Origin of the sequence: Novosphingobium sp. LASN5T (assembly GCF_003856955.1) — a bacterium.
In the GTDB taxonomy this organism is placed as follows: Bacteria; Pseudomonadota; Alphaproteobacteria; order Sphingomonadales; family Sphingomonadaceae; genus Novosphingobium.
The window spans coordinates 24,175-49,744 of the sequence record NZ_RQSI01000023.1; the positions used below are offsets into that span (position 1 = coordinate 24,175).

Here is a 25,570-nt window from a genome sequence, read left to right on the forward strand (position 1 = left end):
ATCTTGGTGACCCCAGCCTTCGCTCAGCAGGCCGCCGTGCTGTCGATTGATGCACTTGCCAATTCCGTCGTGGCAAGTAACCCCGAACGACGCTTTTATTTCCAGCAGATCGGGCTTGCAGGTGTTGAGCGCGACGCGGCTGATCGCCTGCCGGACCCTGAAGCTGCATTCGAGTTAGGCGAACGCCGGATGGCCGACGGCCTGACAGGTGCACCGAAAGGCGCCGGGCCGACATATGGCTTGTCGATTATGCAGCCGCTCGACTTTGCCGGACGCGGGGCGCTCCGTCGCGCCATCGCCGAGCATCAGATCGCGCTGGCGCGGCTCGGTCTTGCGCAATTCGACGCAACGCTCGCAAGCCGGGCACGCTCTTTGGGATATGCCTTGTTCGCGGCCGAGCGGAAAGCCGCCGCGGCACGCGACGTTGCCGCGCGGATGCGCGAGCTTGCACGCGTTGTGGAGCAGCGGGATCCGGCGGGCATCGCCACCACGCTGGACACGGCCATTCTGGATGCGGGTGCCATCACGGCGGAGCGAAATGCCGCGATGGCTGATTCCGAGACCAGCACGATCGTCTACGAACTGAATCAACTTCGCGGCGCGCCGCTCAAAGCGCGGCTCCGCATTGCTCCGCCCGATATCACGCTGCCCGGCCTTCCGTCGGTCGAGCGCATGGCGCAACAAGCTGGCATCAACAATTTCGAGATTCAGTCGCTGCGCGCGCAATTGCAGCAGCAAGGGTTGCGCGTTGACCTCGCACAAGCAGCGCGTGTGCCGAACGTCTCAGTCGGTCCCTACTTCAATCGCGCGAAGTCAGACAGCCGCGAGACCAATTTCGGCATACGGCTGACGACGACGTTGCCGCTTTGGAATAGCCAGGCTGCTGGCCTCGCACAGGAGTTGAGCCGTCAATCCCAGGGCGATGCGGCCCTGCTCGCCGCCAACCGACGGATCGCGAGGCAGGTTTACGAACAGGCAGCCTACTACGAGGCGAAGCGTCGAGCCCTTGCGGGCTGGCCAGCCGGGGCCACCGAGAAATTTGCGGCCGCAGCTACCGCCGCCGCCGATAGTTATCGCCAGGGAGCGATCCCGATCGCAACTTACGTCGAGATGCAGCGCCAGTATCTGGACGCGCTGTCGGCTCTGCTCGACACGCGACGTGAGGCTATGGAAGCGATGCTTCAACTTCGGGCGCTCAATGGCGGCCGCAGCTTCGACGGCGTGTCCCGATGACGCGGCGGATTCTGGAATGGACAACCGGTCGACCAGCCACGGTGATGATCATCGCTTTGCTGATCGCTGGTCTTGGAATCTGGTCTTTCGTGAATCTGCAAATCGATGTCATTCCCGACATCACAGGCGTGCAGGTGCAGATCAACACGACTGTTCCTGCCCTGGCGCCAGAGGAAATCGAGCGTCTTGTGACGCTGCCCATCGAGCGCAGCATGGGTGGTCAGCCGGGCCTGCGGGAAATGCGATCGCTCACCAAGACCGGACTGTCACAGGTCACGCTCATCTATCAGGACGGCACGGACCAGCTTCGCGCACGCCAATTCGTCAACGAGCGGCTTTCCGCAGTGCGCGACATGCTGCCAGCCGGATCATCGCCGCGCCTCGCTCCGATCACCACCGGGCTTGGCGAAATCTGGTACTACACACTCGAATGGGCGCAACCGCCGTCCGATTTGGACGAGCGGCAACAACTGATGGAGTTGTTCGAGGCTCAGGAATATATCGTGCGCCCGATGCTGCGCGCGATCGAGGGGGTCGCCGACGTCAATTCCAACGGCGGCCTCGAACGTCAGTTTGTCATCGAGCCTGATCTGAAGAAGCTCACGACAGCGGGCATCACGCCGAGCGAGCTTGCCCAGGCTGTTGGCGCCAACGTCGCCAATGCCGGCGGCGGGACCATCACCAAGAACGGCCAACGCTTCACCGTCCGAACCGAAGCGCGTGTCACGACGGCGGAGATGATCCGCGCATTACCCGTGAAATTCGCAGGTGGCGTGCGGCCGCTGACTGTAGCGGATCTGGCGACCGTGACCATCGGCCATGCTCCACGCGATGGCGCCGCGACCACCAACGGCAAGGAAACCGTGCTCGGCACAGTGATGATGCTGGTCGGGCAGAACAGCCGGGACGTTGCCCGGCGCGTCGATGCGCAATTGCCGAACCTGCGCGCCGCGCTGCCCAAAGGCATGATCCTTCAGGTTCAGTACGATCGTTCAGAATTGGTGGATCGCACCATCGCGACGGTCGAGCGCAACCTTGGCGAGGGAGCGTTGCTGGTCGCCGTCGTATTGCTGATCGTGGTCGGCAACTGGCGCGCGGCATTTATCGTCGCGTCGGTCATCCCGCTGGCCTTTCTCATGATGATCTCGGGCATGCATGCGCTCGGTATATCGGGCAATCTGATGAGCCTCGGCGCGCTCGACTTCGGCCTGGTCGTAGATGGCGCGATCGTCGTCGTGGAAAACACATTGCGTCTGATGGGCGAGGCACAGCGCCTCAAGGGGCGCGAGCTGACGGCCGATGAACGCCGTCGCATCGTCATCAACGCTGCGGGGGGCGTGGCGCGGCCCGTGTTCTTCGGCATGGCCATCATCGCGCTGGTTTATGTGCCGGTACTCAGCCTGGGCGGCGTCGAGGGGAAGCTGTTTCAGCCGATGGCGCAAGCCGTGATGCTGGCGCTGGCAGCGGCGCTGATCGTTACCTTTACGCTAGTGCCGGCGCTGTGCGCCCGGCTGCTACGAGGCGAGAAGGTGCGTCAGCCGAGCGTCAGTGAAAAGGAAGATTCTCTCCCGGAGATAACCGCCGACAACCACATCACGCATAACGGTGGCTTCGCCGGCCTCGTGATCCGGGGCTACCGTCCCGTCCTGGACTTCGCCCTCCGTCATCCCGCTGCCCTTCTCGTTCCATCGGCAGTCCTGTTGGCCGTGGCATTGAGGATATTCCTGACCCTTGGCTCGCAGTTTACGCCACGCCTCGATGAGGGCTCCATCACGGCGATGGTCTACAAGCCCGTGGGGATGTCGCTCGACCGTAGCCTTGAGATCGAGCAGCAAACCGAGCGTGAAATTTTGCGTCGCTTTCCGCAAGTGACCCGAACCTTCTCCCGCATCGGCACCAGCGCGGTTGCGACCGACCCGATGCCGCCGAATGAGAACGACCTCTACATCTTCTACAAGCCGCTCGACCAATGGCCGCAAGGTCCGGACATGCCGCGCAACAAGAGCGAGCTGGTTGCGGCGATCGAAAAGGCTGCCACTGCGCTGGCGCCGGAGCAGTCATTCCTTTTCGCGCAGCCTATCGAGATGCGCTTCAACGAAATGTTGGAGGGCACGCGGGCGGATCTGTCGGTCAAGATATTCGGAGACGACTACGACGTGCTTGAGCGGCTCGCCGCGCAGGCGCGAGAGGAATTGCAAGGCGTGCCCGGCACCGCCAATGCCGCATTCGAAGCGGCCAGCCGCACCCACAGTGTGGTGGTCGAGATCAATCACGACGCGATGGTGCGGTTGGGGCTGGGAACCGCCGAGGTCAACCGTGCCATTGCGTCAGCGATCGGTGGGGACGAGGTCGGCTTCATCGCGGACGGAGAGCATCGACACGCGATCGTCGTTCGTATGCCCGAGTCCTTACGCGCGGACACAAAATCGATCCTCTCCCTTCCATTGCGCGTCGGCGCGTCCGGCCTTGTGCCGCTGGACCGCGTTGCAAGTCTGCGCGAGATGAGAACGGTCGAACCGATCCTGCACGACAATGGTAAGCGCCGCGCCGCCTTGATGGTCAATCTCAACACCAGCGACATCGAAGGTTATGTGACCGCAGCGCGTGCACGCCTCGACGGCAAGCTTGCGCTGCCTGAATCCTATCGCATCGAGTTCGGAGGCCAGTTCCGTCAGCTAGAAGCGGCCCGAGCCCGTCTGATGATCGTCGTGCCGGCGGCGCTGCTGATGATCTTCTTGCTCGTTTATTCGGCGTTGGGGAGCGTCCGTCATGCCGCCGTCGTCTATACCGGTATTCCGTTTGCGATCACCGGTGGCGTGCTGGCACTCTGGCTACGTGACATGCCATTCTCGATCACCGCCGCGATCGGCTTTATCGCGGTCTCCGGCATCGCGATGCTGAATGGTCTCGTTCTGATCGATCATATCAATGCGTTGCGGCGGAAGCTGCCTGTTATCGAGGCAGTCCGGCAAGCCGCCACGGATCGGCTCCGTCCGGTATTGTCGACCGCCATGGTCGCGGGAATCGGCTTCGTACCGATGGCGATTTCACAGGGCGCGGGAGCGGAGGTGCAACGACCGCTCGCCACTGTCGTCATCGGCGGCGTCCTGTCGTCCACCGTTCTGACGCTGCTGCTGTTGCCGGCGATCTACCGATGGATGGAGCGCCGCTCCGCAGCCGTCGTCGAACGAGAGAAACAGCCGTTGGAAGTGGAGGTTTCAGCATGAAAAGATCGAATCGGCTCCGTGACGTGGCAATCTTAGCCGCTATGACGTCACTTTTCTTTGTCTCGCCGGCCCTCTCGCTCGCAAGTTCTCCTGTCCATGACAATCAACCCAGTCCTTTCTACGTGCAAAACCTGCCGGCGGAAGTGCGGGCAGGCCTTCAAAAATACAGGAAGGTATGTGGCGATGAATTGACAACAACGCGTGGCTTCAGCCGCTTCATTGACGTTGGGAACGTTCGTCTCATCGCTCTTCATCTTCATGAACTCAGATGTGGCGACCGCCTTACGTTTTGTAGCAGCGGAAAATGCCTCCATCAGGTCTACATGTCGCACCACGGACGATATCATCTGGTGATGAGTGTCAGGGCAAATGAAGTCACGTTGAGAGGCCTGGACAACACTCCGGCGATTGAAGTTGAATGCGGCTTTGGACTACAGCGTATGTGGCGATGGAACGGTAGGCGTTTCATCGGAAGATAGCATCATTGATCAGCCTGACCGGCCAAGTTTCCAGATCGATCTCGAAGGCAAGGCGCCTTTTCCTATGTGCTCAGCGCCGCGTTACAAAGCCTTAGAAATGTAATTCAGGACCATGTTCCATGCGAGCCCTTCATAAAGAGAACCATCTGATCGAACGAATAGGTTGGCTTCGCGCAGCGGTGCTAGGCGCCAATGACGGGCTGATTTCAACATCGAGTCTGATCGTCGGTGTTGCCGCCGCGACCGCCGCTTCCCACGAAATTCTGGTTGCTGGCGTAGCGGGGCTCGTCGCCGGAGCAATGTCGATGGCTGCAGGCGAATATGTGTCGGTCAGTTCCCAGGCCGATACGGAAGAAGCCGACATGGCGCGTGAGCGCCGCGAACTTGCCACGCAACCTGAAGCGGAGCTGGCCGAACTCGCCGCGATCTACGAGCAGCGTGGTGTAACGCCCGAACTGGCGCGACAGGTCGCCGAGCAGATGATGGCAAAGGACGCCTTCGGGGCCCATGCGCGGGATGAACTCGGACTGACCAGTCATGTGATGGCGAAGCCAGTTCAAGCGGCTTTCACTTCGGCGGTCACCTTCGCATCTGGCGCGACTTTGCCGCTGGCCGTCGCTCTCCTGTCGCCGGCCTGGACCGCCACCTGGACCGTCTCCATTGCCTGCCTCATCGGACTTGGCGTTCTCGGAGCGATCGGCGCTCGCGCTGGCGGCGCCAGCATATGGAAACCCACTCTTCGGGTCGTGTTTTGGGGAGCAGTCGCCATGGCCTCAACTGCGACCATTGGTGCCCTCATCGGTCGAGCCGTCTAGTTCGCGGAGCTCTCTATTTTTTAATCGATTTTGCACTCGATATTTGCATCGCTGCAGAATGGGATTTTCTGCGATGTATTCCAGCGGTACCCAATCACACATGCCGCGGACTTCAGGACTAGGAGAGAGCCACTGCGTACGCGGCCCAGATTTGGAAAGAGCTAGTCATTTCCTCATAGACCCGGGAGAAGCAAAATACCGGATACCTTGTACTTGGTCCGATATCAGCTCCGCGTTCGGTTCGGCGCACCCGTTTGGGTGGGGCTATTGGCGGCAGCCGGCGAACGCTGAAAGATGAGAGGATCACGATGCCCCAAAATAAATTAATCGCAGATTCAATCACATATGCGTTCGCACTTTTATCCAGTACGGCGCGCCATTCTCCTTGTGAGATTGGCTCTTTCCCCCACACATTGTCCTTGTTATTTCTGTAGCCTGCCGTCCGGCCATATCAGCCGTCACGCCTGCAGCGCCGTGCGCGCGGCCAGTATCTCGGGCCAGCGCCTTTACACTCGCCCTTGAAAGTGAAGGCGCGTTCTAGCTTTGTGTCAATCGAACGCCACGCCGATGCGCGTAGCGCTCCGCCAGACTATTCGACACTGTGAGCAAGCGCCGCCAGGTTCTATTTTCAGCTCGAAGGCATCCGGAATGTTCAGGGCAGCAGGAACTTCGAGGCAGGCGCCTGTGTCCGACAAGTTTCGGACGACGCAACTTATCACGGACGATCGCTGATTGAGAATGATCTTCCCCGTCAACAGCGTGCGGCGACGGCGAGTGGTGCGACGCTCCGTCATAACCAATACCAAACGACGCCGCAGGCGGTTGTCGCTGCCCCGCGTCTCGCCTCGACGGCCACCTTCGCGATTCCCGTATCGCGTGGCAGGTTATTGGCGAGTATTTTGAAGACGAGAGCCCCCGGCATAGCGCACTCGCAATACTTCAACGTAGAAACACCATCCGCGCGGTTTGGCCGAGCAGGACAAAGGCCAAAGATTCGTCCCAGTAGCTCAAGACTCCCAATCTGAATCGTTGGTGGTTCATGAGGGCCAAGGCACAGCTGATAGCCGCGCTCATAAACAGCATCATCGTAAGCGCTTTCCCGAATCCCCAGGGCAGCGGGCTTTGAGCACCGGCAAAGATCAGCACGATCAAAAGTTTGAGAGAAAGGCGACGGAGCACAAAGCGCGAGTCCGACGTCATTTTCGGCTCGGCTGCATAACGACGTCGTATCCGCGAAGAGGCAGTACGAAAGAGACACTGCGATAAACGCAATGTCGGTCGGGCAAAGGCATCCAAGCCCGTGCGGCGAAACCGAAACGCCGCTTTCAGAAAGGTTAAGGACAACGAATAAAGCAATCGCCGAAGACGAGGGCTTCGCGCGACGATGCGCTCGACAAGAACCATATCGATACCCACACTAGACCTCGGATCGAAATAAATCAGAGCGATCACATCGCTAGTGAAGTCGACGCGCCCGTGTCCGGTGAGTCTAAGCGGCTTGATATTGCGCAGGTAGTTATCGCCGAAGACCTTACAATATACGATGGTATATCCCGGATATTGTTTTGTATATCGGATCAACCCCGCAAGACACTGTCACTCAAGGAATGACGGTGATATCCAGCCAATGTCATCTAGCGGCTCCAACCCGCTGCCGACGCATGAGGATCAACGAGCAATGCCAAGCGACAGTAGTCGAGCAAGCGTGCCGCTCAGGTCGTTCTCGCGAGTCTGAATCATCAGTCTCGCCTGTGACGGCCGAGCGGCTCGTCACGGAGGTGAGACATGACTCTCCAATTTTTTACTCTGCCGGCTTCGCTCCGCGTTTCGCGGATCGCCTCGCCGAAACGCAATCCCGCATTCGCCGACCCGCGATGCGAGCGTGACCGTCCTTTCACGAAGTCTCCCCGCACGAACCGGACTCGACTGGTCGCGGCGTGGCGTGTCAATGGCGAGACCGGTCGGCTCGAATGCATCTGGATGCTTGACGCCGAACCAGACACGGGCGGCGGGTTGCGCCGATTGATCGAGCGCGCCGGACTCCTTCTTGCAGTTTACCAGCATGGTCGCTTTGCGGCGTGAGGCGTGTGATGCATTCCCTCACGCTGCATAAGGCCAGCACGGCGATGGTTCTGGTGTCCGCCGGCCTGGACGGGCTTCACCCCCGCCGGGGCGGCAATCCGTACTCGCGCAGAATCGCACGGTCGCGCGAAGGTGCGGACCCTCCCTGGTGAAGAGCGGCTGCGCTGCTCAAGCGCGGTCCGAATGCCGAGCGTCGTGAAGATGCATCGGTTTCATTATCCCCTCAGCCGACCAAGACCCCAAGCGCCGAAGACCGTGCCGAGAGGCGCATGGTCTCGGCGCTTGCGGCAGGAGATTCATCCAATGAATGCCCCCATCCTCAAGGCGGCTCTCAAGCCGCGCGGAAAAGACGAACGCAAGCTGTCGATGAAGGCGGTCCGTGAAGCCCAGAATGGGTTGGATGACACCTTCGAAAACGTCAAAGGCGACCGCAACGGCCTGATTGCCCGAGATGCGATCGAACGGCTGGCAAAAGACGGCCCCAATGAGGTTGCGCAAGAGCGACGCCTGCCAGCGGTTGTTCAGTTTTTTGGCGCTTTCAAGAATCCGTTCATTGCAGTGCTGCTGATCCTGGCTGGGATCAGCGCTGTAACGGACATCTGGCTTCGGCTTCAACATGGCGAGGATGCGGATCCGACAAAAGTCACCATCATCATCGTGATGGTGCTTGCCAGCGCCTTGATGCGCTTCGTTCAGGAGTACCGATCGAGCGCTGCGGCCGAAGCTCTGAAGGCGATGGTCCGCACGACGGCGACGGTTCTTCGTCGAGGATCGGCAACGTCAAATCCCGAAGCATTCGAAATCCCGATGCGAGAGATCGTCGCCGGCGACATCGTGCGTCTTTCAGCAGGGGATATGATCCCGGCAGACGTGAGGCTGATCGAATCCCGCGATCTGTTTGTGAGCCAGGCAGTGCTCACCGGTGAGGCCATCCCTGTTGAGAAGTATGACACGCTCGGGTCTGTCGCCGAGAAGTCCGCGGCGAGCGTAGCGTCCAGCGAAATGAACGCGCTCGACATGCCCAACGTCTGCTTCATGGGCACCAACGTCGTGAGCGGCACGGCGACCGCGCTTGTCGTTGCCACGGGTGCTCGCACCTATTTCGGATCGTTAGCCAAGGCGATCGTCGGATCGCGCGCTCAAACGGCGTTCGATCGCGGCATCAACAGTGTGAGCTGGCTGCTCATCCGCTTCATGCTCGTCATGGTTCCTGTCGTCTTTGTCATCAACGGCCTGACCAAAGGCGACTGGGTGGAAGCGCTGTTGTTCGGCCTTGCCGTCGCCGTCGGACTTACCCCCGAAATGCTGCCGATGATCGTTTCCTCGAACCTCGCGAAGGGCGCCGTAGCGATGGCGCGGCGCAAAGTCGTCGTGAAGCGACTCAACGCCATTCAGAACTTCGGCGCGATGGATGTTCTCTGCACGGACAAGACCGGCACGCTGACTCAGGACAAGATCATTCTGGAGCACCACGTCGACGTTACCGGGCAACCCAACGCTGACGTTCTCCGGTTGGGCTGGTTGAACAGCTACCACCAGAGCGGCGTGAAGAACCTGATGGATCAGGCCGTCGTGCGATTCGCCGGGGCGGAGCCAGCCATCACGAACACGGCCGCGAGCTACCGAAAAGTCGATGAACTTCCGTTCGACTTTGTGCGCCGCCGACTCTCAGTGGTCGTCGAGGGCGAGGACGGAGATCACTTGCTCATCTGCAAGGGCGCGGTTGAGGAGATGCTGTCGATCTCTACGCACGTCAGAAGAGGCAAAGATCTGATCCGCCTTGGTGACGTTGAGCGCAAGAATCTGGCTGCGATGGCTCGGGCGTACAACGAGGACGGATTCCGTGTGCTGGTCGTCGCCACCCGAGGGTTTGTGGCGTCCGAGGCCAAGACGCATTATGCCATCGCGGACGAAGCCGATCTCACGATTCAGGGGTTCCTTACTTTTCTCGACCCGCCAAAGGAGACGGCTGGACCAGCAATCGCTGCGCTCGCGGAGCATGGCGTCAAGGTCAAGGTTCTTACGGGCGACAATGCGGTCGTGAGTGCCAAGATCTGCCGTGAAGTAGGACTTGAACCGGGCCAAGCCGTACTCGGGCGCGACATAGAAAAATTGGACGACACCGCGCTTCGCGTTTTGGTCGAGGAGCGGACGATCTTCGCGAAGCTCACTCCGCTCCAGAAGTCGCGTGTATTGCAGGCGCTTCAGGCTAACGGTCATACCGTCGGATTTCTCGGTGACGGCATCAATGACGCCCCGGCGCTGCGCGATGCCGATGTCGGCATTTCCGTCGATAGCGGCGCCGATATTGCGAAGGAGTCGGCCGATATCATCCTGCTCGAGAAGAGCCTGATGGTTCTTGAGGAGGGTGTGCTGAAGGGGCGCGAAACCTTCGGCAACATCATGAAATACCTCAACATGACCGCCAGCTCGAACTTCGGAAACGTGTTTTCAGTGCTGGTGGCGAGCGCATTCATTCCGTTCCTGCCGATGCTGTCGATCCATTTGCTCGTGCAAAACCTGATGTACGACATTTCCCAATTGGCGCTGCCTTGGGATCACATGGACAAGGAGTTTCTCAGCAAACCGCGGAAGTGGGATGCCAAGAATATCGGTCGTTTCATGATCTGGATCGGGCCGACGTCCTCGATCTTCGACATCACGACGTTCGCTCTGATGTGGTTCGTCTTTGCCGCCAATAGCCCGGAGCATCAATCGCTCTTTCAGTCGGGCTGGTTCATCGAGGGCCTGCTTTCTCAAACGCTCGTGGTCCATATGCTGCGTACCCAGAAGATTCCCTTCGTCAACAGCACAGCGGCTTTGCCGGTCTTGCTGATGTCGAGCGTCATCTGCGTACTGGGGATCTATTTGCCGTTCTCTCCGCTGGGAGCAGCCATCGGATTGCAGCCCCTGCCTATCGCCTACTTCCCGTGGCTGGCCGGAACGCTGCTCTGCTACTGCCTCGTCGCTCAACTGATGAAGACCGTCTACATCCGCCGGTTCGGACAATGGTTCTGACGGCCAAGCGCATGAGAGGTCCTGATCATGTCCACATCACCGTTGATCCTGAGATTTGCGCCGCCGCAGGCTGGAGACTGCCCGCGACAAGGGCCGCCACCGCCGAGGCGACAAGCGCCGCGTCCGCCCCACAATCGCGAGCCGGGCGATGCCAGGTCGTCGCTTCGGAATCGGTTGGACAGACGTTTGTGTTGGGCTTTGGCGGTTTTGGCGATGTTCGTGACGCATGCGGCCGTTCACCTTGCTCGTCGCCGTCTGCTGGACGGTTTCAAGCTCAGATTCCTGCTGCGTTGCGGCGCACGGTTGAACAGAGCGGCGATATCGCGAATGCGGCGTTGCCGCTGGTGAGCCACACAAGCGCAAAACGATCGCTTGCATGGAACCAAAGCACGAGGCCCGGACCTGAACCGGACTTCGATCAGCAAGGAGCTTCAAATGGACGACCCATCTAGTCGCGGCGCGACCAACAACTCGCGCCGCTTGAATTCACGAGAAAACTAGGAGGGCAGCTCGCGGCTATTGGCGCCGGGCGCTCTCGCAACCCGACGCCAGGAGTAGCCCATGACTTATTTTACGACCCACGGACTTCCCAATTTCACTATCACCACCGGACTGAAGGTTTTCAGGCGTCGTCGGGTTCTTTTTTGCCGACTGATGGTGATCGCTTTCTACTTGCTGGCGCTCGGTCTTGTAGCGGTTCTTCAGGTAACCAAAGCGCACGCGCAAGAACTTCAAACGACTCCCGGCCATCCGGATGCGGCACGGCTCAACACTAGTGGACCGCAACCCATCCTGGCGATGCCAACGAAGGCACCGGGGGCCTCGCGTGACAATAAGGTGGAATCGGGCGGGCCCGACTGGTCGGGCGTCTATTTTGGCGGACACACCGGTTTCGGGGCTGGCAGCCTTGGCCCGGGAACGAACCCCGTCTTGAATCAGTCCGTTGGCCTGCCGCCTACGGTGACAGGAATGATCGGCGGCTTTCAGGGAGGCTACAACTTTCAGGCCAGCGATCGTTGGGTGCTCGGCGCGGAAGCCGATGTCACTTTTGTGAGCCCGCCCGATGAGACGCGACGGATACCGGCTCCCTTCAACACATCCCTGGATGTCGTGGGGACGGTGCGTGGCAGGATCGGCTATGCTTTTGGCCCATTCCTCCCCTATGCAACGGGAGGCCTCGCTTGGACACGAACGAACGTCGACATCAATGGCGATGACGGCAGCGTTTTGTCAAAACTGGGGCGCTGGCACGCTGGGTGGACGGCAGGCGCAGGTGTCGAAATGGCCTTGGGCGGACCATGGACGGCACGCGTCCAGTACGACTACCTCGATCTGGCTTCCTCGACCTATCGACTCGATGGTGCCGGACTGCGCGATGTGTCCGTCCGCCCCCGAACCCAGAGGTTCACGCTTGGCCTGAACTACCGACTGGGCGATGTGGCCTCGACACTCCCAAGACCACCGGCAACTGTCGAAATGTCGCCGGACTGGAATATTCATGGCCAGACCACATTCATCGCCCAAGGCTATCCCGCGATTCGTTCCCCCTACGCTTCCAGCGCCAGCCTGCCCGGTGGTGGGCAAGTTCGTGAGACGTGGACCGCGGACGCATTTCTTGGCGTGAGGCTTTGGGACGGTGGTGCGTTCTATTTCAATCCCGAGCTAGCCCAAGGCTTCGGGCTGAACGGGACGCTCGGACTCGCAGGCTTTCCAAATGGAGAAGCGCAAAAAGGCGGCGCTGAATTTCCGAAATTTCGGCCACAGCGCTACTATCTTCAGCAGACATTCGGTCTTGGTGGCGAGCAGGAGGATGTCGCAGACGGCCCCCTGCAACTGGCGGGGCGACGCGATATCGATCGCGTCACTGTCACGGTTGGTCGTTTCGCGGTTGGCGATTTCTTCGACGCGAATGCCTATGCCAAGGATCCGCGCGCGGATTTCATGAATTGGGCAATCTGGTCGTCGGGGGCCTATGACTTCCCCGCCGACCTTCCCGGCATGACGCGCGGTGCGGTCATCGAGCTGAATCGTAAGGATTGGGCTGTGCGAGCCGGGGCCTTCCAAGTGCCCAGGGAGCCGAACAGTGATGTTTTGGTCTTCAATGGGGGCGGCGGTGGCGCCGTCGAGTTCGAGGAACGGCACAGCCTGTTCGGGCAGCCGGGTAAGGTTCGGATCGGCGCTTTCATCAACCGTGGTTACACCGGCGCGTATCGCGACGCTATCAACCTCGCGCAAGCGAGCCCTCAAACAGATATCAACGATGCGATGACGGCCCTGCGCCGCAATCAGAATAAGTATGGCTTTTATGGAAATATCGAACAGGCTTTGACAGCTGACCTCGGGCTTTTCGCCCGTGCAAGCTGGAACGACGGCCGCACCGAAATCCTCTCCTTCACGGACATCGACCGCAGCATTTCCGGTGGTTTCTCCCTAAAGGGTTCTGCATGGGGACGGCCTGCGGACACGATCGGAGTCGGTGCTGCGGTCAACGGCCTCTCGAGTGCACATCGTAACTTCCTCGCCGCCGGAGGCACGGGGTTGCTGATCGGTGATGGGAGACTGCGCTACGGCCACGAGTCGATCGTCGAGGCGTATTACGCCTTGCGGGTCAACGGCTGGAGCACCGTCACCTTCGACTATCAGTTTGTTGCAAACCCCGCCTACAACGCCGACCGCGGACCAGCCTCGATTCTGTCGCTTCGCGCCCACGCCGAATTCTGACAGCGAGTGGAGTGGCAATTCCAGCAATAGCGCGGGCTTGCGCCTCGGGAGGGCGCGACCGACGCAACGAGATGGGAACACATTCAGATGGATTGGCAAAGCCTTGGCCACACCGCACTCACGCTCGGGGGCGCATTCCTTCTTGGCGGCTTGATCGGCTTCGAACGGCAATGGCGCCAGCGCCTGGCCGGGCTGCGAACCAATACCCTCGTCGCGCTCGGCGCGGCCATCTTCGTCCTCTTTGCCGGGCTGTTCCCCGGCGAGGCGAGCCCGACGCGCGTTGCGGCCCAGATTGTTTCCGGCATCGGCTTTATGGGCGCCGGCATCATCTTCAAGGAAGGGTTGAATGTGCGCGGGCTCAACACCGCCGCGACGCTGTGGTGCTCCGCCGCGATCGGCGCGCTGTGTGGGGCCGGATTTTTCTTTCATGCATTGATTGCGACGACGTTCGTCATCGCCGTCAACGCAGTTCTGCGCCCGCTCGTGCGCCTCGTTGAGCGCCAGTCATTCGCCGCAAGCCCGTTGGACAGCGCATATGCGATCAGCATCATCTGCCATGGAGAGGCTGAGGCGCATGTTCGGGCGCTTCTTCTTCGCGATCTCGCCGGTGCGCTGCACATCCGCGACCTCGAAAGCACGAATATCGAGGACACAAACCGAGTCCAGGTGAGCGCGACAGTGCGAGCCGACACTCGGCAGGATCGCCTTTTGGAACAGATTATCGGTCGTCTCAGTCTGGAGCCGCTGGTAACATCTGCTCGGTGGCGGTTCGAGCCAGGCGAGTGACCGAGAAGCAATAGTTATCTAGGTACACGGCGGAGTAGATTCTCCAGGGAAGAATATTGAAAGTAGGTAAGTTGATCGAGAAGGTGAACAATGCTCAAGATCGCCAATGATATACGTCCCGGATCGGCGCTGACGTTGATCGCGATGGGCGTTGCGATGGCCGGCATTTTTATCGCCGATACGGTCACGGACTACGCCATCGCAGCGGCCGTATTCTACACAGCGGTCATTCTCGTTGCGACACGCATCTTGTCTGGCACGGCTGTAGTGGCCCTCGCTTGCATTTGTGTCGCGCTGACCCTGATCAGTTTTTTCTTGACCCACTCCGGTGCGTATGAGGTCGGCATCGTCAATACCGGGATTAGTATCGTTGCGATCGGCGTTACAACCTATCTCAGTTTAAGGATGGTGGCTGCGAAGGCCGAGGCGCTGGAGGCGCGCGATCGGCTTTTGCGAATTGCGCGGGTCACGACGCTCGGTCAACTGTCGGCGTCGATCGCGCACGAAGTCAACCAGCCCCTGGCTGCCGTCGTCGCCAGCGGCGGCGCGTGCACCCGATGGCTTGCCCAGGAGCCGCCAAATCTCGACAAGGCCCGCCTCGCGCTCGACCGCATCGTCAGCGATGCCAACCGGGCAAGCCAGGTCATCGCGCGCATTCGCGCCCTTTCGAAGGGCGAGGCGCCGCGCCGACAACCATTCGACCTCAGGGAAGCTGTCATGGAAATCGCGACCTTGTCGCGCGGCGAGATCGAGCGTGGCGGCGTCGCCTTGCAACTGGACCTGCATGACGGCCTACCTCGCGTTTTTGCCGATCGGGTCCAGATCCAGCAGGTCATCAGCAATCTCGTCCTCAATGCGACCGAGGCGATGTCGGACCGCGCATTGCCCGAGCGTCGTCTGCGAATTGCCGCCTCGCAGGATGGACGGGATGCGATCGTTCTCGCGGTGGCCGATTCCGGCACCGGTCTGGCGCCGGGAGCTCGTGAGCACCTCTTTGACGCCTTCTGGACGACGAAAGAGGGAGGCATGGGTCTTGGCCTTACCATCAGTCAGACGATCGTTGAAGCGAATGGCGGACAGATTTCCGCGGCTCCAGTCCCTGGAGGCGGGACCGTATTTGAGGTGCGCCTGCCGCGCCACATGGAGGCAGCCTGATGAAAAATGAACCGACGGCGGATTCGCGGCCGCAGCCCATCGTCTATGTCATCGATGACGATCGGTCCGTTCGCGCCGCGCTCGAAGATTTGCTCGCATCCGTTGGGCTACAGGTGCGCTCGTATAGCTCGGTTGCCGAATTTCTGGAAAGCTCCATGCCGGACGCGCCCGGCTGCCTGCTGCTCGATGTGAGAATGCCCGGACAAAGCGGGATCGATTTTCATCGGCAAATGCCTGAATACGGCATTCATCTGCCGACGATATTCATCACGGGACATGGGGACATCACGATGGGCGTGAACGCCATCAAGAATGGCGCCTTCGAGTTCTTGACCAAGCCGTTTCGCGACCAAGACCTGCTGGATGCTATCCAACAAGCGATCGAAAAAGACCGGCGAAGGCGCGAGAGCGAAGCGCGTTCGCTGGATTTGAATGCGCGTTGGGAGACATTGACGCCCGGCGAACGAGACGTTTTCAAGCTCGTTGTAAAGGGCCTCCTCAATAAACAAATCGCCGCCGACCTGAATGTTAGCGAGATCACGGTGAAGGTTCGCCGTAGCCATCTCATGCAGAAGATGCAGGCCAAGACGATTATTGACCTTGTTAGAATGTCGGACAGTTTGAGCGTTTGAATCTCGACTGAGAGGAGAGCCCCTGCACCGCGAACTGGTGCGCGATCTGCGCGGGCGTGCCACCCCCCCCCTTTCAGAACACGGTATATTTCGAAGATACGTTGGTATATCGAATCTATATAAGATCATCGGCCAATGAGCGTCTGTAGCCGTCTATTCTAGGGTGAGAATCGGGAGGTCTTGCCTTAGCTGCGGTCGGGGCGCGATGGTCGTGGTAGATGGTGCTTACAGAGCGATGCTCGCAACGAGCGGACGATGGACCGTCGCGAGGCCAGGAATCATTTCGAATAGATCTCGGTCGCAATTGACCGATGCTTGAATTCCGCCAGATCCGGTATTTTCTTGCGGCGGCCGAATATGGCAGCTTCCGAAAGGCGGCCTTGGCCTTGGGAATACAGGAATCGGCGATCAGCCGTCGCGTTCGCGATCTCGAAGACGAACTCGGCGCTTCCCTATTTCAGAGGCACAACGGCGGCGTCTGCCTGACGTTGGCAGGACAGCAGTTTGTGCGTCGAGCACGCAAAGCACTTCAACAGATCGACTGCGGCGCGAAGGATGTGGCCGCCATAGGTCGCTCCGAGCGGGGGCATATCAAGGTCGGCATCTTTTCGTCGCTCGCGTCTGGATTCCTGTCCGATCTGCTGGGAGCCTACGGCAAGGAGCATGCAAGTGTACGGGTCGAATTTTTTGACGGCGATCCTGCGGATCACGTTGCCTCGATCCGGCGACTTCAACTCGATGTGGCTTTTATCACGGGAACCACACAGTGGTCGGACTGTGAAACAGAGCAACTTTGGTCCGAGCGAGTATTCGCCGTACTTCCCAGCGATCATCCTCTCTCTGAGAAATCGGAGCTTGGCTGGCGTGATCTTGTGGACGAGAGATTCATTGTAAGTGACGGTGCCCCTGGATCGGAAATTCACGACTATTTGGTTCAACGCCTCGCCGATCTTGGGCGTCACCCAGAAATCGATACCCAATACGTCGGGAGGGACAATCTCCTGTCGCTTGTGGCGATCGGCCAAGGCGTCACGGTCATGAGCGAGGCCGGGACGGCGGCTCAGTTTCCGGGAACTGCCTATCGGCAGCTTGCCGGCGAGGTTCTGCCGTTCTGCGCGGTGTGGTCGCCGCGGAATGATAACCCGGCCTGGCGCCGCCTCCTCAGTCTTGCGCGTTCAATGTCGCGCTCGGCTGCCGCCACAATCATTCAGACGGTTTCGGCAGTTCTTTTGACTTCCTCGCTTTCGCAAATCCCCGATCCGTGGCTATGAACCGCTCCAGCATCGGAGCGATGAGGCGAACGGGATCGGCCGGCGGTTGCCTCGCTTCGCGGCCGAGAATTTCTGCGTAGGCCGTTAGGTCGCGATGCAGGCTTGCCGGTAACTCCACCGTGACCTTCACCGGTTTGTCGTCGACGATCGCTCCCAATTTCAGCTTGGTCATGTCAGCCTCCGTAGGGTTCGAGAACGAGATCGCGGGTGACGATGACGCGGACGGGCAAGCCTGGCCGGATGGTGAGGGTCGGTGCGATGTTGAGCTGGCGCTGGACGATCTGCTGGCCGGTTTGACTGACGCTATTGGAGGCACCCTGTCGCAGCGCCCGCACAATATCGCTGTCCTGGCCAGACGAGCCCGCCTCCGCACCGATGCTCAGAATCGTGGAAAGTGCAGCGGCCTTGAACAGTTCGCCCCAGTGATAGTCGACGCCATCCTCAAGGCCCGCATAGCCCTCGGCGTCCGCACCAGGCTGACGCTCCAGAACGATGGAGCGGCCATTGGGGAAGATCAGCCGGTTCCAGACGAGAAGTATGCGCCTCTGACCGAAGCCGACGCCACTGTCATACTGGCCGATAACGCGCGTGCCCTGTGGCACAAGCAGGATCTTGCCGGTCGGGCTGTCATAGATGTTCTCCGTCACCTGTGCGGTGATCTGACCCGGCAGGTCGGAGCGGATGCCGGTGATGAGCGCGGCCGCGATGACGGCGCCGGCCTGCAGGACGTTCTTCGACGCTGGCGCGGCAACGCGATCCGGCGAGACAGTGCGCTTGTCGGGCGTCTGATTGAGGAATGCGAGCTGACGATCCTGCGCGGAGGGTGTCGCTGGCTGCGGCGCAAGGCCGAGGCTGGCGAGATCGGCCGACGGCGTGGCGGTCGCAGTCGGCTGTGTCGAAGCTCCAGCCGTAGCGGGCCGAGTCTCGGTGGATGCGAACAGCCGTGCGGTCCGAGCCGCCTCCAGTTCCTGCGCCCGGCGCTGTTCCTCGGGGCTCGGTCCCGTCGGACCTGATGCCGGTGCGCCGATCGGCGGCACTGTGCCACCGTTCTGCGCGTTGAGGATCGGGCGACCGAGGTCGCCGGGCAGCGGCGGGCCGAGCTTCGGGACGCCGGAATAATCCTTCGGCAATCCAGCCAGACCGTCCGGTGTCGAGCGGTTGTCCGTAGAGTAAAGCTCCTGACCCTGGCCGCTGTGACGAGTCTGGAGCGCATAGATCAGCGCCCCACCGACACCGAGGCTTGCCGCAAGACCCAGACCGGCCAGCACCTTGCGGGACAGGCGGGTCACACGCGGCGGCTCGGCGCGCAGCCGCATGGTCGCGGCCGGCTCGCCGGTCAGCGGCCGAGCGTCGTCGTCGGTCGGCTGAGGCTGGGGCGCCGAACCGGGCGTCCGGCCTTCCTCCTTTTCGGGATCGCGTTCGTCGCTCACGATGCCGGCCTCCCGTCGGTGCGGGAGATGCGGACACGCTTCTGGTTCTTGCCCGCGCCGAACCGCAGTTCGGCGGCGGCGAACAGTCGATCGACGATCATGTAGTTGCCGCGCACGCGATAGTTCACCAGCTCGGAGGTGTCGCCCTCCGGTCCGACCACGAACAAGGGCGGCATCTCGCCCTGTCCGATGCCGCGGGGGAATTCGATGAACACCTGCTTGCCGTCATCGAAGGCGCGCAGCGGCCGCCACGGTGCGCGGTCGCCGGTCACCTCGTAGCGGAAATTGACACGGGCGAGATCGATGCCGCCCGACACCGGCTGCGCGGCCTCGGCTTGGCTGTTCTGGCGGCGCAGCGCGATGAGCTGGTCCTGCGGATATTGCCAAGACACCGATGCCATATAGGTCGATGGCGTCGCGCGCAGCTCCATGTGATAGGTGCGCCGGTCGGTGTTGATGACGAGATTGGTCATCAGCTCGGCCCGCGTTGGCTTCACGAGGATATGGACCTGCTTGGCCGCGCCAACGCCGCTCTCGGTATCGCCGATGATCCAGCGCACTGTGTCGCCAGCGGCGACAGGACCGGAGCCGACGAGCTGCTCGCCGGGCTGAAGCGCGATGTCGGTGATCTGCCCCGGCGAGGCGTAGACCTGATAGAGCGCGCCATCGACGAAGGGATAGACCTGCATCGAGTTGATGAAGCCGTTGCGGACGGGCTGGACGCGCGCTGCGGCATTGGCCTGGTTGACGCGCGCGGCGGGATCGGACGGTTCCGGCTCGGGCTTGCCGTCCTTGCCGATGGGCTTCAACTGACCAGGCAGCGGGAGCGGTTTGGGAAGCTCCACCACCCGGACGGGCGCTGGCGGATCGGAGGTCTGCACAGCCGGCACCGCATTGTCGTAGGAAATCTCCGGCGGCGGGGTGTGAGTGGCGCACCCTGCCAGCGCCGAACCGGCGAGCAAGATTCCCGGCAAAGCGGATTTGCGGAAAACCGGAACTACGTGGATGAGCAAAGCCGGGAGCCCTGCACTCCAAGGGGCGGCTTTGCGGAGTGCGGGCGTCATTGTCCAAGCTCCTTCGACCAGTTGATGGCGTTGATGTAGATTCCGAGTGGGTTCTTCCGCAGCGTGTCGGCGTCGCGTGGGGGCTGCACGACGACGGTGAGGATCGCGGACCAGCGTTCGGTGGAGGCCAGTGAGCCGTCCTGATAGCGTCGCTCGATCCAGGCGATGCGGAAGCTCGACGGCGAGGCGCGGATCACCGACGACACTTCGATCGCGATCTGCTGCTTGCCGACCTTGGTGAAGGGGTCGTTGGCGCGCGCATAATCGTTCAGCGCGAGCGCGCCACCCTGTGTCGTGAAGTCGTAGGCGCGCAGCCAGTTCTGCCGCACGATGATGGCGTCGGACGGGATCGAGCGGACCTGCTCGATGAAGCGCGCGAGGTAGAAGGCGATTTGCGGATCGTTTGGCTGATAGTCGGCGGTCGCCGGCGCGATCGCCTGCGCCTGGCCGAGCCGGTCGACCTGCACTACCCAAGGCACGATCGAGCCGTTGGCGGACTGCCAGACCAGCGCGGCCGAAAGGCCGCCCGCGAGGGCCAATGATCCGAAGGCCATGTAGCGCCAGTTACGGGCCTGCACGCGGGCGGAGCCGATGCGATCGTCCCAGACCTGAGCGGCGCGCTGATAGGGAGTCTCGGGCTGAGGGGCTTTGCCGTAGTGGGTGGATGGTCGCTTGAACATGGTCAGTCGCTTTCGGAGAGGTTGACGGAGGAGCCGCCGCCATGGCTGTCGCCGCTACGCACGGCGTGGGCGGCGGCCTGAACGCCATGGGACATCTGCTGCGAGCGCTTCATGCGTTTCGCCCAGGCCGGCGGCCCGTCGCTGGTGGAAGACGCAGCTCCGGGAGATGCGGCCTCCGCGGTGGCGGTCGTCGCAGCACCGGATGCGCCGGTGGCGATCTCCGTCGCGGCCTGGCCACCGGCCTGATAGCTCTGCTTCAGGCTGTCGGCGGCACGACCGGCTGCGCGCTTCAGCGGTGAGACGGCCGCCTTCGCGCCGGTGCTGGCAACACTGCCAAGACCCGACGCGACGCCGGATGCGCCGGCCTGGCCGGCCGCGCCGAGGCTGTAGGCGGTGGAGGCGCCACCGGCGAGGGCTGCACCGCCACGCGCGGCGGCGGCAGCGCCGCCAGCAAGTGCAGCGCCGCCTGTCACGACGGCGCCGGCAGCGGCCGCGCCTGCTGCGACAACGCCGCCGGCGGCAAGACCAGTGCCAATGGCCGCGCCGGCGCCGAGCTGCGGGCCACCGGAGATGAGGCCGTTAGCGATGCCGGGACCGAAGATGCCGAGACCAAGCAGCGACAGCGCGGCAAGCACGATCGCCATGGCATCGTCGATCGATGGCGTTGCGCCGTTGAAGCCCGAGGTGAACTCGGAGAACAGCGTCGAGCCGATGCCGATGATGACGGCGAGCACCAGCACCTTGATGCCGGAGGAGATGACGTTGCCGAGCACGCGCTCGGCCATGAACGCCGATTTGCCGAACAGGCCGAAGGGAATGAGGACGAAGCCGGCGAGCGTGGTCAGCTTGAACTCGATCAGGGTGACGAAGAGCTGGATCGCCAGGATGAAGAACGCCAGCAGCACCAGCGCCCAGGCGAAAAACATGCAGGCGATCTGGATGAAGTTCTCGAAGAACGACCAGTAGCCCATCAGGCTGGAGATGGAGTCGAGCAGCGGCCGGCCGGCATCGAGACCAGTCTGCGCCACCTTGCCGGGGCGCATGAGATCGCTCACGGCAAAGCCCGTTCCCGAAGCCTTCAGGCCGAGGCCCGCGAAGCTCTCGAAGACGATGCGGGCGAGATTGTTCCAGTTGGAGATCAGGTAGGCGAAGACACCGACGAAGAGCGTCTTCTTGACCAGCCTCGCCATGATGTCGTCGTCGGCGCCCCATGACCAGAAAAGCGCGGCGAGCGTGACGTCGATGACGATCAAGGTGGTGGCGATGAAACCGACTTCGCCGCCGAGCAGCCCGAATCCTCCGTCGATGTAGCGAGTGAAGACCTCGAGGAAATGGTCGATGACACCGGTGCCGCCCATGTCAGCGAACCTCTGGCTGAGCGGGCTCGGCCTGCATCGCAGGCCCGGTCACGTCCGCTGGCGCACTGTCTTTGTGGATGGGAGCGGCCGACGCGGGCGCGCTTGGAAACAGCGTGGTCGGCGCAACCGGCGATGGTGATGAAACGGGGGCCGGCTGGCCGAGGAAGCGGCGCCGGTTCTCTGCCCATGCCTTCAGGCAATTGGGATCGCGCGTGCCGGCCTCGCCGATCTCGGAACAACGAAGCAATTCGGCGGCGAGAGGATCCGATGTTGTGACCGGACGGCCCTGCGTCGCGAGGACGTCCGTCGAAACGTCCTTGCGGTTCATCTCGATCGCGGTCGCCGTGATGGCGACCGCGACGAAGACGATGGCGCCGACGCGAGCGAGGGTCTTGCCGTCCATCGTGCCAGCCTCAGTTGCCGCTGTTCGGGAACATGCGGGCATTGCCGGGCTGGTAGCCCGAGCCCGGCGTCAGGAAACGCCGGCGCTGCTCGCGGCCCTGTTCGGCGGCGGCGGCCTGCTCGGCCGACTGCAAGGCCTGCGCCCGGCCGTTGGCCGCCACGACGGCGGTGAGATCCGCGAGTTGCTGCGCCTGGAGCGCAAGGAGTTGGTTGCCGGCCTGCGTCGCCTGCAGCGCGCCGGTCGCGCCCTGGCTCTGGCCGATCAGCGCCGACATCTGCGTGCGATTGGTGTCGATGTTGCCGACGACGCCCGCCTGCACCCGCATTGCGTCCTGCAGGCCGCCGACCGTGTTCTGCCAGCGCGAGCGGGCATCGGTGACGAGTTGCTGATCCGAAGCGGACAGCGAGACGTTCCCGTACTTCTGCTGGAACATCCGGTCGATCTGCTGGACGTCGTAGGCGATATTCTGCGCCTGGTTGAGAAGCTGCTGCGTGCGCTGGACGGACTGCTGAAGCTGTTGCAGCGACGAGAACGGCAGGCTCGCAAGGTTGCGTGCCTGGTTGATCAGCATTTGCGCTTCGTTCTGAAGCGAGGTGATCTGGTTGGTGATCTGCTGAAGCGATCGCGCCGCCGTGAGCACGTTCTGCGCATAGTTCGAGGGATCGAATACGATGATGGCGTGAGCGGGCGTCGCCAGCATGGGCGCGAGCGCGACGGGAGCGGTCAGCAGCGCGGCAGCAAAACGCGCTGCGCGGGAATTGCGCAGTTTCATTGGGACGTCTCCTTGTTGGTGAGCGTGGGGATGAGATCGGCGGCCCAACCGACCTCACGGTGATCGAGCCATGCGGCGAGGAAGCCGTCGCGGCCGTGTTCGGCGACGATGCGGGCAATGGCCGCCTGGTCGGTCTTCGATGACGCGGCGCACAGAGCGAGCGCGACATCGGACAGACCGAGCTCGAAGAGGCGGTTGCCGCGCCGCGACTGGCAGTAATAGTCGCGCTTGGGCATTGCCCGCGCGATGATCTCGATCTGGCGGTCGTTGAGGCCGAAGCGCCGATAGATCGCCGTGATCTGCGGCTCGATCGCGCGCTCGTTCGGCAGCAGAAGCCGGGTCTGGCAGCTTTCGATGATGGCAGGCGCGATGGCCGAGCCGTCGATGTCGCTGAGCGATTGCGTGGCGAAGATGACGCTGGCGTTCTTCTTGCGCAGCGTCTTCAGCCATTCGCGGAGCTGGCCGGCGAAACCGTCATCGTCCAGCGCCAGCCAGCCTTCGTCGATAATGAGAAGAGTCGGCGAACCGTCGAGCCGATCTTCGATCCGATGGAAGAGATAGGAGAGAACCGCCGGCGCCGCGCCGGTGCCGATCAGCCCCTCAGTCTCGAACGCTTGAACGAACGCCGAGCCAAGATACTCGCGTTCAGCGTCGAGCAGCCGGCCGTAGGGACCGCCGACGCAATAGGGCCTGAGCGCCTGTTTGAGATCGTTCGACTGGAGCAGCACGACCAGGCCGGTGATCGTGCGCTCCTCGACGGGCGCCGATGCCAGCGAGGTCAGCGCCGTCCAGATATGCTCCTTCACCTCGGGCGTGATCGCCACGCCCTCGCGGGTCAGGATCGATACGATCCAGTCGCCCGCCCAGGCGCGCTCGGGCACGTCGTGAACGCGGGCGAGCGGTTGAAGGCTGACGTTATCGGTCGCGCCGTCACTGAGATCGCCGCCGAGGTCATGCCAATCGCCGCCCATGCCGAGCGCCGCCGCGCGGATCGAGCCGCCGAAGTCGAAGGCGAAGACTTGGGCGCGAGCATAGCGTCGGAACTGCAGCGCCATCAGCGCCAGCAGGACCGACTTGCCCGCGCCGGTCGGGCCAACGATCAGCGTGTGGCCGACGTCGCCGACGTGAAGCGAAAGCCGGAACGGGGTGGAGCCTTCGGTCTTGCCGAAGAGCAGTGGGGGCGCTGCAAAATGCTCGTCCCGTTCCGGCCCCGCCCACACCGCCGACAGCGGGATCATGTGGGCGAGATTGAGCGTGGAGATCGGCGGCTGGCGGACGTTCGCATAGACGTGGCCGGGCAATGATCCGAGCCAGGCGTCCACCGCGTTGATCGTCTCGGCCATGGCAGTGAAGTCGCGGCCCTGAATGACCTTCTCGACGAGGCGCAGCTTCTCGTCGGCAGCGCGCGGATCCTCGTCCCACACCGTCACCGTCGCGGTGACGTAGGCCATCCCGGCATAGTCGGCGCCGAGTTCCTGGAGCGCCATGTCGGCATCGGCGGCCTTGTTCGCGGCGTCGGTGTCCACGAGGACGGACGCCTCGTTGGTCATTACCTCCTTGAGGATCGCGGCGATCGACTTGCGCTTGGCGAACCATTGCCGGCGGATCTTGGTCAGCAGCTTGGTCGCGTCGGTCTTGTCGAGCAGGATCGCCCGCGTCGACCAACGATACGGAAATGCGAGACGGTTCAGCTCGTCGAGCAGGCCAGGTGTCGTCGCCGTTGGAAAGCCTGTGACGGTGAGGATGCGCAGATGCGACGCGCCAAGGCGCGGCTCGAGCCCGCCGGTGAGCGGCTGGTCGGCGAGCAGCGCGTCGAGATAGATCGGCGTTTCGGGGACGCGGACACGGTGCCGTTTGGTCGAGACGCAGCCGTGGAGATAGGTGAGCGTCTCCGCGTCATCAAGCCAGCGGCATTCGGGCATGAAGGCTTCGACCAGGCGCAGGATGCGATCGGTGCGATCGGCGAACCCGGTCATCACCTCGTTGGGGTCGAGGCCCGACTTTTCCCGGCCTTCATAGAGCCAGGATTCCGCGCGCGCGGCGTCCTCGGCCGGCGGCAGATAGGTGAAGGTCAGGAAATAGCTCGACTCGAAATGTGCGCCAGCTTCCTCGAAATCCGCTTTGCGCTCGGCGTCGACCAGCGCCGAGGCGGGATCGGGAAAGCGGCTGTCGGGATAGAGGTTCGAAGCTTGCCGCTGCGCCTCGACGAAGATTGCCCAGCCTGATCCAAGGCGACGGAACGCATTGTTGAGGCGGCCGGCGATGGCGACTAGCTCAGCCTGTACGGCGCTGTCGAGATCGGGGCCGCGAAACCGCGCGGTGCGCTGAAAGCTGCCGTCCTTGTTGAGGACGATGCCGGAGCCCACCAGCGCGACCCAGGGGAGGAAGTCGGCCAGGCGGCTGTTGCGATTGCGATATTCGGCAAGGTTCATCATGGCCGCGCT

21 protein-coding genes are annotated in these 25,570 nt (G+C 62.1%); 10 read left to right on the forward strand and 11 right to left on the reverse strand.

Translation table 11 applies throughout. The features are described 5' to 3' along the window. Window positions 1-6: 6 nt before the first annotated feature. Both EH199_RS15225 and EH199_RS15230 read left to right on the forward strand, forming a co-directional pair. Window positions 7-1,233 (forward strand): TolC family protein, encoded by a 1,227-nt coding sequence (locus EH199_RS15225; RefSeq protein ID WP_223806706.1) that lies wholly within the window; start codon window positions 7-9, stop codon window positions 1,231-1,233. Continuing rightward, on the forward strand, window positions 1,230-4,460 hold the full coding sequence (locus tag EH199_RS15230) for an efflux RND transporter permease subunit (RefSeq protein ID WP_006022564.1): 3,231 nt from the start codon (window positions 1,230-1,232) through the stop codon (window positions 4,458-4,460). The genes EH199_RS15225 and EH199_RS15230 overlap by 4 nt, the downstream gene beginning before the upstream one ends. A 47-nt stretch (window positions 4,461-4,507) precedes the next feature. On the opposite strand, the gene EH199_RS15235 is transcribed toward EH199_RS15230, so the two are convergent. Then, window positions 4,508-4,774 carry a hypothetical protein gene (locus EH199_RS15235; protein WP_124810152.1) on the reverse strand — a complete coding sequence of 89 codons (267 nt, stop codon included), beginning with the start codon at window positions 4,772-4,774 and terminating at the stop codon, window positions 4,508-4,510. A gap of 284 nt (window positions 4,775-5,058) precedes the next feature. Here EH199_RS15235 and EH199_RS15240 point away from each other — a divergent pair, with 284 nt between their 5' ends. Beyond that, window positions 5,059-5,754, forward strand: a complete 696-nt coding sequence (locus EH199_RS15240; protein ID WP_006022566.1) for a VIT family protein — start codon at window positions 5,059-5,061, stop codon at window positions 5,752-5,754. A 548-nt stretch (window positions 5,755-6,302) separates the two neighbouring features. Here EH199_RS15240 and EH199_RS25080 read toward each other — a convergent pair. Both EH199_RS25080 and EH199_RS15250 read right to left on the reverse strand, forming a co-directional pair. Further along, window positions 6,303-6,548, reverse strand: a complete 246-nt coding sequence (locus EH199_RS25080) for a PilZ domain-containing protein (protein WP_080655009.1) — start codon at window positions 6,546-6,548, stop codon at window positions 6,303-6,305. A 145-nt stretch (window positions 6,549-6,693) separates the two neighbouring features. Beyond that, the gene (locus EH199_RS15250; RefSeq protein ID WP_124810153.1) at window positions 6,694-7,170 is read right to left on the reverse strand and encodes a hypothetical protein; all 477 of its coding nucleotides are present in this window, start codon (window positions 7,168-7,170) and stop codon (window positions 6,694-6,696) included. Window positions 7,171-7,539: 369 nt separating this feature from the next. On the opposite strand from EH199_RS15250, the gene EH199_RS15255 reads away from it, so the two are divergent. From EH199_RS15255 to EH199_RS15285, 7 genes are all read left to right on the forward strand, one after another. Continuing rightward, on the forward strand, window positions 7,540-7,836 hold the full coding sequence (locus EH199_RS15255) for a hypothetical protein (RefSeq protein ID WP_006022569.1): 297 nt from the start codon (window positions 7,540-7,542) through the stop codon (window positions 7,834-7,836). A 303-nt stretch (window positions 7,837-8,139) separates the two neighbouring features. Then, on the forward strand, window positions 8,140-10,854 hold the full coding sequence (gene mgtA / locus EH199_RS15260; protein ID WP_006022571.1) for a magnesium-translocating P-type ATPase: 2,715 nt from the start codon (window positions 8,140-8,142) through the stop codon (window positions 10,852-10,854). A gap of 561 nt (window positions 10,855-11,415) precedes the next feature. Next, a complete protein-coding gene (locus EH199_RS15265) occupies window positions 11,416-13,575 on the forward strand; it encodes a carbohydrate porin (RefSeq protein WP_006022572.1) in 2,160 nt (719 codons plus the stop codon). A gap of 87 nt (window positions 13,576-13,662) precedes the next feature. Then, window positions 13,663-14,361 carry an MgtC/SapB family protein gene (locus EH199_RS15270; RefSeq protein WP_006022573.1) on the forward strand — a complete coding sequence of 233 codons (699 nt, stop codon included), beginning with the start codon at window positions 13,663-13,665 and terminating at the stop codon, window positions 14,359-14,361. A 90-nt stretch (window positions 14,362-14,451) separates the two neighbouring features. Next, window positions 14,452-15,516, forward strand: a complete 1,065-nt coding sequence (locus EH199_RS15275; RefSeq protein ID WP_006022574.1) for a sensor histidine kinase — start codon at window positions 14,452-14,454, stop codon at window positions 15,514-15,516. Further along, complete coding sequence (locus EH199_RS15280; RefSeq protein WP_006022575.1) at window positions 15,516-16,148, forward strand: response regulator transcription factor; 633 nt, start codon at window positions 15,516-15,518, stop codon at window positions 16,146-16,148. The genes EH199_RS15275 and EH199_RS15280 overlap by 1 nt, the downstream gene beginning before the upstream one ends. Before the next feature lie 311 nt (window positions 16,149-16,459). After that, on the forward strand, window positions 16,460-17,419 hold the full coding sequence (locus tag EH199_RS15285) for a LysR family transcriptional regulator (protein WP_024343196.1): 960 nt from the start codon (window positions 16,460-16,462) through the stop codon (window positions 17,417-17,419). On the opposite strand, the gene EH199_RS15290 is transcribed toward EH199_RS15285, so the two are convergent. The 8 genes from EH199_RS15290 to trbE all read right to left on the reverse strand — a co-directional run bounded on the left by EH199_RS15290 (window position 17,352) and on the right by trbE (window position 25,561). Further along, on the reverse strand, window positions 17,352-17,591 hold the full coding sequence (locus EH199_RS15290; RefSeq protein ID WP_006022577.1) for a DUF2274 domain-containing protein: 240 nt from the start codon (window positions 17,589-17,591) through the stop codon (window positions 17,352-17,354). The genes EH199_RS15285 and EH199_RS15290 overlap by 68 nt on opposite strands. A gap of 1 nt (window position 17,592) precedes the next feature. Beyond that, window positions 17,593-18,735, reverse strand: a complete 1,143-nt coding sequence (locus EH199_RS15295) for a TrbI/VirB10 family protein (protein WP_080655011.1) — start codon at window positions 18,733-18,735, stop codon at window positions 17,593-17,595. Between the two features lie 110 nt (window positions 18,736-18,845). Beyond that, the gene (trbG, locus tag EH199_RS15300; protein WP_006022579.1) at window positions 18,846-19,913 is read right to left on the reverse strand and encodes a P-type conjugative transfer protein TrbG; all 1,068 of its coding nucleotides are present in this window, start codon (window positions 19,911-19,913) and stop codon (window positions 18,846-18,848) included. Continuing rightward, window positions 19,910-20,593 (reverse strand): conjugal transfer protein TrbF, encoded by a 684-nt coding sequence (gene trbF / locus EH199_RS15305; protein ID WP_006022580.1) that lies wholly within the window; start codon window positions 20,591-20,593, stop codon window positions 19,910-19,912. Before trbF ends, trbG begins: the two co-directional genes overlap by 4 nt. A 2-nt stretch (window positions 20,594-20,595) precedes the next feature. Next, window positions 20,596-21,951 carry a P-type conjugative transfer protein TrbL gene (gene trbL, locus EH199_RS15310; protein ID WP_006022581.1) on the reverse strand — a complete coding sequence of 452 codons (1,356 nt, stop codon included), beginning with the start codon at window positions 21,949-21,951 and terminating at the stop codon, window positions 20,596-20,598. A 1-nt stretch (window position 21,952) separates the two neighbouring features. Next, a complete protein-coding gene (trbK-alt, locus tag EH199_RS15315; RefSeq protein WP_006022582.1) occupies window positions 21,953-22,354 on the reverse strand; it encodes a putative entry exclusion protein TrbK-alt in 402 nt (133 codons plus the stop codon). 10 nt (window positions 22,355-22,364) lie between these two features. Beyond that, the gene (gene trbJ / locus EH199_RS15320) at window positions 22,365-23,126 is read right to left on the reverse strand and encodes a P-type conjugative transfer protein TrbJ (protein WP_006022583.1); all 762 of its coding nucleotides are present in this window, start codon (window positions 23,124-23,126) and stop codon (window positions 22,365-22,367) included. Continuing rightward, complete coding sequence (trbE, locus tag EH199_RS15325; protein WP_006022584.1) at window positions 23,123-25,561, reverse strand: conjugal transfer protein TrbE; 2,439 nt, start codon at window positions 25,559-25,561, stop codon at window positions 23,123-23,125. Before trbE ends, trbJ begins: the two co-directional genes overlap by 4 nt. Window positions 25,562-25,570: the final 9 nt, after the last annotated feature.

What these genes read in the sequence shown, in the direction of transcription:
- EH199_RS15230 (WP_006022564.1), top strand. Translation starts at nt 1,230, where the DNA reads ATGACGCGGCGGATTCTGGAATGGACAACCGGTCGACCAGCCACGGTG.
- EH199_RS15235 (WP_124810152.1), bottom strand. Translation starts at nt 4,774, where the DNA reads ATGGAGGCATTTTCCGCTGCTACAAAACGTAAGGCGGTCGCCACATCT.
- EH199_RS15240 (WP_006022566.1), top strand. Translation starts at nt 5,059, where the DNA reads ATGCGAGCCCTTCATAAAGAGAACCATCTGATCGAACGAATAGGTTGG.
- EH199_RS25080 (WP_080655009.1), bottom strand. Translation starts at nt 6,548, where the DNA reads ATGACGGAGCGTCGCACCACTCGCCGTCGCCGCACGCTGTTGACGGGG.
- EH199_RS15255 (WP_006022569.1), top strand. Translation starts at nt 7,540, where the DNA reads ATGACTCTCCAATTTTTTACTCTGCCGGCTTCGCTCCGCGTTTCGCGG.
- mgtA (WP_006022571.1), top strand. Translation starts at nt 8,140, where the DNA reads ATGAATGCCCCCATCCTCAAGGCGGCTCTCAAGCCGCGCGGAAAAGAC.
- EH199_RS15265 (WP_006022572.1), top strand. Translation starts at nt 11,416, where the DNA reads ATGACTTATTTTACGACCCACGGACTTCCCAATTTCACTATCACCACC.
- EH199_RS15270 (WP_006022573.1), top strand. Translation starts at nt 13,663, where the DNA reads ATGGATTGGCAAAGCCTTGGCCACACCGCACTCACGCTCGGGGGCGCA.
- EH199_RS15275 (WP_006022574.1), top strand. Translation starts at nt 14,452, where the DNA reads ATGCTCAAGATCGCCAATGATATACGTCCCGGATCGGCGCTGACGTTG.
- EH199_RS15280 (WP_006022575.1), top strand. Translation starts at nt 15,516, where the DNA reads ATGAAAAATGAACCGACGGCGGATTCGCGGCCGCAGCCCATCGTCTAT.
- EH199_RS15285 (WP_024343196.1), top strand. Translation starts at nt 16,460, where the DNA reads ATGCTTGAATTCCGCCAGATCCGGTATTTTCTTGCGGCGGCCGAATAT.
- EH199_RS15290 (WP_006022577.1), bottom strand. Translation starts at nt 17,591, where the DNA reads ATGACCAAGCTGAAATTGGGAGCGATCGTCGACGACAAACCGGTGAAG.
- EH199_RS15295 (WP_080655011.1), bottom strand. Translation starts at nt 18,735, where the DNA reads ATGCGGCTGCGCGCCGAGCCGCCGCGTGTGACCCGCCTGTCCCGCAAG.
- trbG (WP_006022579.1), bottom strand. Translation starts at nt 19,913, where the DNA reads ATGACGCCCGCACTCCGCAAAGCCGCCCCTTGGAGTGCAGGGCTCCCG.
- trbF (WP_006022580.1), bottom strand. Translation starts at nt 20,593, where the DNA reads ATGTTCAAGCGACCATCCACCCACTACGGCAAAGCCCCTCAGCCCGAG.
- trbL (WP_006022581.1), bottom strand. Translation starts at nt 21,951, where the DNA reads ATGGGCGGCACCGGTGTCATCGACCATTTCCTCGAGGTCTTCACTCGC.
- trbK-alt (WP_006022582.1), bottom strand. Translation starts at nt 22,354, where the DNA reads ATGGACGGCAAGACCCTCGCTCGCGTCGGCGCCATCGTCTTCGTCGCG.
- trbJ (WP_006022583.1), bottom strand. Translation starts at nt 23,126, where the DNA reads ATGAAACTGCGCAATTCCCGCGCAGCGCGTTTTGCTGCCGCGCTGCTG.
- trbE (WP_006022584.1), bottom strand. Translation starts at nt 25,561, where the DNA reads ATGATGAACCTTGCCGAATATCGCAATCGCAACAGCCGCCTGGCCGAC.